Annotated in this window: 10 protein-coding genes and 1 tRNA gene; 1 reads left to right on the forward strand and 10 read right to left on the reverse strand. The window is 48.9% G+C overall.

Annotation, left to right across the window (positions count from 1 at the left end; all coding sequences use genetic code 11):
• Positions 1-12: 12 nt before the first annotated feature.
• From DWX91_RS02600 to DWX91_RS02620, 5 genes are all read right to left on the reverse strand, one after another.
• A complete protein-coding gene (locus tag DWX91_RS02600) occupies positions 13-285 on the reverse strand; it encodes an ACT domain-containing protein (protein ID WP_022360436.1) in 273 nt (90 codons plus the stop codon).
• A gap of 261 nt (positions 286-546) precedes the next feature.
• Complete coding sequence (locus DWX91_RS02605; RefSeq protein ID WP_022360435.1) at positions 547-1,344, reverse strand: MBL fold metallo-hydrolase; 798 nt, start codon at positions 1,342-1,344, stop codon at positions 547-549.
• Between the two features lie 7 nt (positions 1,345-1,351).
• Positions 1,352-1,966, reverse strand: a complete 615-nt coding sequence (gene coaE, locus DWX91_RS02610; RefSeq protein ID WP_333549076.1) for a dephospho-CoA kinase — start codon at positions 1,964-1,966, stop codon at positions 1,352-1,354.
• Positions 1,953-4,625, reverse strand: a complete 2,673-nt coding sequence (gene polA / locus DWX91_RS02615; protein ID WP_118472285.1) for a DNA polymerase I — start codon at positions 4,623-4,625, stop codon at positions 1,953-1,955. The genes coaE and polA overlap by 14 nt, the downstream gene beginning before the upstream one ends.
• 38 nt (positions 4,626-4,663) lie before the next feature.
• On the reverse strand, positions 4,664-5,002 hold the full coding sequence (locus DWX91_RS02620) for a zf-HC2 domain-containing protein (RefSeq protein WP_022360432.1): 339 nt from the start codon (positions 5,000-5,002) through the stop codon (positions 4,664-4,666).
• 207 nt (positions 5,003-5,209) lie between these two features.
• Here DWX91_RS02620 and DWX91_RS02625 point away from each other — a divergent pair.
• A tRNA-Leu gene (locus tag DWX91_RS02625) sits at positions 5,210-5,292 on the forward strand.
• Between the two features lie 152 nt (positions 5,293-5,444).
• Here the strand turns inward: DWX91_RS02625 and DWX91_RS02630 are convergent.
• From DWX91_RS02630 to DWX91_RS02645, 5 genes are all read right to left on the reverse strand, one after another.
• Positions 5,445-6,293, reverse strand: a complete 849-nt coding sequence (locus tag DWX91_RS02630; RefSeq protein WP_118472284.1) for a M15 family metallopeptidase — start codon at positions 6,291-6,293, stop codon at positions 5,445-5,447.
• Between the two features lie 4 nt (positions 6,294-6,297).
• Positions 6,298-6,621, reverse strand: coding sequence for a DUF4406 domain-containing protein (locus DWX91_RS02635; RefSeq protein WP_118472283.1), 324 nt, complete (start codon positions 6,619-6,621; stop codon positions 6,298-6,300).
• A 117-nt stretch (positions 6,622-6,738) separates the two neighbouring features.
• Positions 6,739-7,227: a phage holin family protein gene (locus DWX91_RS02640; protein ID WP_118472282.1), complete on the reverse strand. Its 489-nt coding sequence runs from the start codon at positions 7,225-7,227 to the stop codon at positions 6,739-6,741.
• The gene (locus DWX91_RS17835; protein ID WP_279220582.1) at positions 7,224-7,346 is read right to left on the reverse strand and encodes a CD1375 family protein; all 123 of its coding nucleotides are present in this window, start codon (positions 7,344-7,346) and stop codon (positions 7,224-7,226) included. The genes DWX91_RS02640 and DWX91_RS17835 overlap by 4 nt, the downstream gene beginning before the upstream one ends.
• Positions 7,346-7,723, reverse strand: a complete 378-nt coding sequence (locus DWX91_RS02645) for a hypothetical protein (RefSeq protein ID WP_118472281.1) — start codon at positions 7,721-7,723, stop codon at positions 7,346-7,348. The genes DWX91_RS17835 and DWX91_RS02645 overlap by 1 nt, the downstream gene beginning before the upstream one ends.
• Positions 7,724-8,296: the final 573 nt, after the last annotated feature.

The raw sequence follows: 8,296 nt of genomic DNA on the forward strand, positions 1-8,296 counted from the left end.
GAAAATATTTGCTTAGATTCTGTGCATACTGGTAAAAATCTCTTCTCTCTGACAGAGAATCTTTACGCCGATCTCCTGTCCCAGCTTGTCCAGCTCATGCGCCATATCATCAAAGGATGTCTTGGAACCGGAAATATCCACGATCATCATCATGTTGAAATATTCCTGCAGGATCGTCTGCGTGATGTCAAGAATGTTCATGTTGTGGTCAGCCAGATAATTACACGTTTTTGCAACGATACCGACGCGGTCCTGTCCAACGATAGTAATAATAATCTTACTCATAGGTTTCATCCTCCTGTGTGCTCTCCGTCCTATGGCGGAAATGTTTTTATGACTTACTAATTTCTATAAAAACTCAACTGCCATCCGGCTGCTGACTTTTACACCTAAAATGATATTCCGTTACTGGACACGTATGCGTGTACAGTAACGATATTTCTGTCAACCCCACACGTTTGTCCATGCCTCCAAGCCATAACCCCAAATATATCTTCTGGCTTATTTTCAGACTTTGTATAACCAATTTTAATACTTTTACGTCTTCTACACCGTCACAATCTGCGACACTGCATCGCGTTTTGCCACTGTGATCGGGAAATCATTCGCCTTATACGGCGTATCTCCCTCTGTGATCTCCAGACGCACCGTCTCATATGCCAGCTCTTCGTAATTATTTTCCTTACTCAGATGCCCCAGGAAAATATGCTTTAAATTGTCATGCAGAATGGAACTTAAAAGCCGTCCCGCATTTTCATTGGAAAGGTGTCCGTAATCGCCTAAGATACGACGCTTCAGGTAATACGGATACGGTCCTGCCTCCAGCATTTTGACATCGTGGTTGGCTTCCAGCAAAATCGCATCCAGCCCCTGCAGATGGTCAATGATGTACTGGGAATAATGCCCCATATCCGTCGCCACCGCCACCGATCTTTTTTCATTCTGAACCCGGTAGGCAACAGGATTCGCTGCATCATGGTCGATCCGGAACGGTTTGACTTCCAGATCTCCTACCATAAAATCAACATCCGGCGTAATCGGGTGCATCAGATCTTCCGGAATCTCGCCAAGACTCTTGGAATCCTGAATTTCCTCTAATGTCTCTTTTGTGCTGTAAATAGGTGTGCCATATTTGCGCGCCAGCACGCCGAGCCCTTTGATATGGTCGGAATGTTCATGCGTGATGAGAATTCCATCCAGTTCCCGCGCATTCAGCCCCAGGTCATTTAACCCCATCTCAATACGCTTGTTGCTGATCCCCGCATCCACCAGAACGTGGGTGTTGTCGCTTCCTATATAAATACAATTCCCGCTGCTGCCGCTGGCAATACTAACCATCCGCATATGTATCCTAATCCTCTTTTCCTAAAAATGACGCTATCTGCTTCCGAATATCCTCAATCCCGCCGTTGTTGTCCAGCACACGCGTCGCAAAACTCCGGTAATCGTCCTCGGATGCCTGATTTGCCATGATGCCCCGGCATTTTTCCTCGCTGTAGCCGCGGCTTGCCATCAGACGTTTGATGCGGTTCTCCACCGATGTGTATACATACCAGATTTCATCAAACATCGCATTGTGCTCGTCATCATAGAGAGCTGCCTCCACAACGATGATCTCCTTGTCGGAATGGTTGATCGCATAGCGGATCTCCTCCCACGCCATCGGGTGGATGATGGCGTTCATCGTCTCCACCGCCTCTTTATTCTGGAAAATAAGCGCCGCCAGCTTTTTGCGGTCAATGCTGCCGTCCTTATTTAAAAAGGAATCACCCAGCGCCTCTACCACATGCTGATAGCCTTTCTTACCCGGCTCCATGAGCTGGTGAGCCACTTCATCTGCCTTAATAATTTCCGCGTCAAATTCCTCCTGCAGCACACGCAGGACCTCACTCTTACCGGAACCAACGCCTCCGGTAATACTGATTATCTTCATGTTTATCTGTACCTTTCCATTATTTCGTTTCAAACCACGAATTTCCCATCTTCATATCGATTTCCAGCTCCACCTGCAGCTGCGCCGCACGTTTCATCTCCGTCGCCAGAATCGACTGCACCTGTTCCAGCTCTTCTTTCCAGGTTTCAATCAGGAGTTCATCGTGCACTTGGAGGACAATGCGGGAACGCAGTCCTTCGCGGCGCAGGCGTTGATCGACGCGGATCATCGCAATCTTGATAATGTCGGCTGCAGTTCCCTGAATCGGGGAATTCATCGCCACACGCTCACCGAACGAACGCTGCATAAAATTGCCGGATTTCAGCTCAGGAATCGGTCTCACACGCCCATACATAGTCTTGACCTCGCCGTATTTCCTGCCCGTTTTTACCAGACCATCGAGGAAACGTTTGACATCCGGGTAGGTTTCAAAGTAGCGCTCAATGTACTCGGTCGCTTCCTTGCGGGAAATGCCGAGATCTTCGCCCAGTCCAAACGCGCTGATACCATATACGATACCGAAATTGACTGCTTTTGCATTGCGGCGAAGCTGCGGTGTCACTTCCTCAAGCGGCACATGGAATACCTGCGACGCCGTGATCGCGTGGATGTCCTCCGCCTGCCGGTATGCCTGGATGAGGTTCTTATCATTCGACATATGCGCCAGCACACGCAGCTCAATCTGGGAATAATCAGCGTCAACCAGCACACAGCCCTCGCGCGGTACAAACAGCTTCCGGATCTCGCGTCCCAGCTCCATACGCACCGGAATGTTCTGCAGGTTCGGCTCTGTACTGCTGATACGTCCTGTCGCTGTGATCGTCTGGTTAAAGGTTCCGTGGATTCGTCCGTCCTCCCGGATAAATGCACCCAGCCCGTCCGCATAGGTCGATTTGAGTTTCGCCACCTGGCGATAGTCTAATACTTTCCGCACAACCGGATACTCCGGCGCCAGTTTTTCCAGCACATCCGCCGCCGTCGAATAGCCGGTCTTCGTCTTTTTGCCGCCCGGCAGGGACATTTTTTCAAATAAAACCTCACCCAGCTGCTTCGGGGAATTAATATTAAATTCACAGCCCGTCTCGGCGTAAATCTCCTGCTCCAGTTTCTCTACCTGCGTCTGGAGGCGTTCGCCGTAGGCTTTCAATTCCTCCCGGCGCACCTGAATACCTTCCTCTTCCATATGGTAGAGGCTGTAAATAACCGGCATCTCTATCTCATAAAAGAGATGCAGCATTCCATGTCTTCGAAGCCGCCCCAGCAGGATTTCCCGCGATTTCCACGCCGTATATGCCATGTAGCAGACACAATTCAACGCTTTCTCCGGCATTGTCTCAAATGCATCCGACAGCGCCGTTTTTCCAAGCAAATCGACCTGTGACGGCACGGTCATATCCAGGTAATCGCGCGCCAGGTCATCATATCCATAGGTATCCTTGAGCGGATTTAACAGATACGCCGCCACGCCTGCGTCCATAACCGCACGGTTTCCTTCTGCATTCCGGATGCCGTCCACGATCCGGCGGCTGTGATTTTTAAGAAATGGAAGCTGGATTTTGAGATCCAGAACCGTCACAGACGGAACCACCTCCATCAGGCGTTCCAGCTCCTCCGCCAGATACTGTCCGGTCAGGAACCCAACCGCCGGGATCGCATAGATCGATGTCCCGTCCAGGCAGAGTGCCAGTGCCACAACCTCTCCTTTTTCAATCACCAGCTGCGCGCCGATCTCCTCCGCCCGCTGTGCACGGTCAAAAATCACCTGTGCCTCGCCAAAATCATTTACCAGACGGAAAGATTTTTCCATTTCTGATGACGCAAAGGCGTCCTCACCAAATTTCTGCAGAATGGACTTAAATTCCAGCTGCTTCATATACTGATATGCCTCCGGCGTATAAAGCGAATCCAGCTTCGCCTCCTCCAGCGAAAAACCAATCTCGCAATTGATGCGGATCGTTGCCAGATCCTTGCTCATCTGCGCCATGTCATAATGCTCCCGAAGCGCTTTCTGTGCGCGCGGCGGCTTTACCTCATCAATGTGTGCATACGCATTCTCAATGCTTCCGTAGGTGGTAATCAGGCTGGTTGCCGTCTTTTCACCGATCGATGGCACGCCCGGAATATTATCCGAAGTATCGCCCATCAGCGCCTTTACATCAATAAATTCGATCGGCGTCACCTGATACTCCGCCTTCACATCCTCCGGGTAATAGTCGCGTATCTCCGTCGTACCTTTCGAAGTACGCGGCATCCGAATCTTAATGTGCGTATCTGCAAGCTGCAGCAGGTCACGATCTCCTGATACGATAGAAACCTCCACGCCCTCCGCCGCACAGCGTTTCGCGATCGTTCCCAGAATATCGTCTGCCTCATACCCCGCCTTGGTAAGAATCGGCACGCCCATCGCTGTCAGCACTTCCTTCATCACCGGAACCTGCTCATGCAGCTCCTGCGGCATCGGTTTTCTCGTTCCCTTGTATGCCGCATACATTTTGTGACGGAATGTCGGCTCTTTCAAGTCAAATGCCACTGCCAGATAGTCTGCCCCCTCATCTTCGATCACCCGGAACATGATATTTAAAAATCCGTACACTGCATTGGTGTGGAGTCCCTTCGAATTTGTCAACTCCGGCACCCCGTAAAATGCCCGGTTGAGTATACTATGACCATCTATCAGCACTAATTTGCCCATCTGTTTCCGTCTCCTGTTCTATCACTTGTTGCTTTTTTCTATGGTGCCAGCCAAATCCTGACCTGCAGCATCACCGTCACCAATACCGCCATCACGCCCAGCGTATTGACCGCATACTCCATTTTCCGGAAGCGCCACATCCGGCGCACACGGGCATATGACTCAGCGATCCGCTTCTGCAGTGCGCCCATGATATCAAAAGTACCCGATCCGGTGTCCAGCTGTTTCAGTCCGACATCCACCATAAAATAAATTTCCAATTCTTCCTGACAGTTGCGACAATGTTCCAGATGCTCCAGAAACGCTTCCAGCTCATCCCCGCTCAGTTTATCCTGGATATACGGCGTCACAAGACGCTCCGCTTCCCGACAGGTCACAGACGCCACCTCCTTTTCCAGTCTGTCATTCCATATGAATTATCATTCACGCATGACGCGTTCATAAACCCATTTGAACCTAATCATACCTTATTTTAATGAAACACGCAAGCCCCTGCGAATGCTTCGCTTCTTAATTTCAAAACAAACAAAAAAACAGTTGCAATCTGTCTCCAATTTTGGTAAGATAAAAAGCGTCGATAGACAGCCGGCTTGTCGGAATGGCAGACGAGGTGGACTCAAAATCCATTGGTGGCAACACCGTGCGGGTTCAAGTCCCGCAGCCGGCATATTTGAAACCCCTTGAAAATATTGGATTTTTCCTTTATTTTCAAGGGGTTTCGGCGTTTTAGAGGTAAAACATGTAAATGTAAAAACAGGCTTTTTAAAGGTATTATGCAACACGAATGCAACACGAAAAAAGGACTATTTTTACATCACTTCACACATTCTGGATATGACCGTCCTCTGCTATCCGGTCAGCCGTAATCATCCAGCCGTCAGAATCAAACGCATACGCCTGTCCGTCAATCTGGCAGACTGCATCGTGCCGGTAGGTGTACCCACTCAGCAGATACCACCAACGCCCGTCCTGGCACACCCAGCCAGTAAGATACTTGCCAGACACCCAGCCGTCCGCAGTCTGGATCCACGGATCGCCGTCGGCAAAGCATTTATTAATTGGCTGCACACGCTGATCCTTGGTGTAGCGCTTGCCTGTGTCTGTACCTTTTGGAGTTGTTCGTATGATAAGTGAGGACGCAGTGACTCTCAACCCGCGTATGCCGCTCTTAATTTCTTTAAGATCGGTGATCACCGTTTTTGACTGTTCTGGTACCGTGCTGTTCTCCACCGCCCAGGTCTTTTTAAACGCCTCAAATGTCCCATATTTCTGTTTCAAAATCCCAGTACCGCTGCCCCAATCCGGCAAATATACGTGTGGCTTGTCTACGATGCTTTTCCAATCGCCTCCCCATGCAAGCCCCAGCTGCTTGGCGATCGCTCCAACCCGATTGAAATAATCTCCTGCTTCGTTGTATGCACCTTTTCCGTCAGCGCGGTAAAAATCCGCTGCGATGCCCCACTGGTGCTGACTGCTGTAGCTGCTGCCTTTTGCATTCGTGACAATACTGCCCGGCTGCGTGCGTCCTTGTGCATACAGAGCGTCCTGTTCGGCGACGCTCCGGAAAGATTCCCCGATTTTAATCGGCAAACCTGCACCGGCACACTTATCGACGAGCTGCGCAGTCAGGGTCTGGAGACGCGGATGGCATAATGTAATATCTCTCATAATCTCACTCCTCATAAATAACAGTCAGACCGTAAGCTACAGCCGCCTCGTGCTCTAACCGGCAGCCCCGCGCTTGTTCCCATCCTTTACAAAAATACGCCGCATGACACAGAGACATATTTTCCAGTGACTTTGCAAGGAAGCAAAGCGGGATCTGCACCACGCCGCGTTTCTCCATGTTTTCACGGTTGTACCACTCATCTGTAAACAGGGTATTCACGATCTCGTATCCCCGCGCCTCCAGCGCCTTGATCGCCTTTTCTCTGGTTGCGATAATTTCCTCATCCGTTTTTCCAGCCATCGGCTGAGATAACATTGCTTTCATCATTGATTTGTCCTCTTTTCTTTATAATATGTAAGGAGCGGAACTAGGTCCGCCCTGTTGCGATATCGCAATGGCAGCCATGACCCAGGCTGCCGCGGGAGATATCCGGATCACCTCCTTCTATGCATGGTTGTCTCCGTTTTCGCCTTTGCTGTCAATCTTGTTTTTAAGGACGGCTATGTATTTTGCAAGCCATTCCGGCACTGGTGCTCCCATGCGCCCGGCATTTTCAGTAATCGACAATGCCTCATTGAGTAAATACCAGACCGTTACCAGTAATGACAGCATCGTATTAGGCAGCGATGCTCCCAGCACACTTGATGTCTGGATAATAACGTAATCAATTACCATCGCCACCGCGATCACAAACAGATAAGCCACTTTTTTGGCGATCCCGATCGCCCCCTTGCGGCTACTCCACCCATAAGTCTTATCGTTTGGATGCTCCAACGCCTCCACCCTGCTTGCTGCCATACCGGACAGATAATCAATCACCATGAGAGCCAGAAGCAACCCCAGCAAATAAAAAGTAACTCCCAGCTTGTCGCTGAGGTAGGCCACCAATCCGGTCGCCAGCATCTGCATTGTTACGCACGCATTTCTACTCATCTTTCCACCTCCTCCGGATGTTCTTTCAGCCATTTTTCAGTCGCTTTTTTCCAGTAAGTCGGCACCTCTTCCAGTGTCATTTTCCCGCTTCTGATTCTTTTCCCATAAAACGCCCCCATTACTCTACACCTTCTTTCTCTGCCAGCTCGCTTGTCGCTGTTCCAAGATCATTGATCGCCTCATCTTGCACCGCCTGTCCCTCTTCCAGGGCATCCAAACGTTTTTCCGTATCGGTTTTCTCACGGAAAGAAAACGTGGTCTGTACGCCATCAGATACTTCCTGCGAGGTTTCAGATTCAAGAATCAAGTCCGTATATGTCCCGACAGTCATTCCAGCATTATTCTGGAATTTTACTTCTGCCAGATTTTCCGGAGTCAGTGTTTTCCAAGCCACCAGCATAGCATCCTTGCTGTCAAACTTGGCTGTCACCGCTGACAGGGATGCGCCCGTCTGCAGTTCGATTGTTGTGTTGTCTTTGAGAATCATTTTGTCCATGTTCTTTTCCCTCTCTTTCTTTTTTTGATATATAAATAAAGAGCCTTTCGGCTCAGTATTTTCAAATTCAGTTATTCTTTTAAATAGCGAGGTCTCTGCCCGCTGGAACAATGCCACACCTAAAACACTATGGATAAATGTAATTCCAAGCGCAATAAATACGGACTATAAATATCAGCACAATAGTTTAATCGGCGCAAATATGGTAAGTTTGGCTTTTGAATCTGCAGTATACGACATACTTATCTTAACAGGCAATGGTCGCACATATGGAACGACAGTGGCAAACACATTTACGGATGATCCTTATTGGAAAAGCACAATTCAGGCTTCGTTCGATTCGAATACCGGAACCGTAACGTTTCGTATCTTGTTCAAAGGTAGTTCACAGATATTTAATAATTTGGCTTTAAAAGCGGTTACGTATTTAAAAATAGGATAATATGCCAAAAGGTTGTCCCCATGAAATAGCGAAATAGGGTATATCCAAAATTATGATATAGATACATTATCATCTCCATCTCAATTAACTCATTCTGGTTATTATCAATTTGTAAATTGTAGTTCAACAGT

Source organism: Clostridium sp. AF22-10, assembly GCF_003478725.1.
Lineage (GTDB): Bacteria > Bacillota > Clostridia > Lachnospirales > Lachnospiraceae > Otoolea > Otoolea fessa.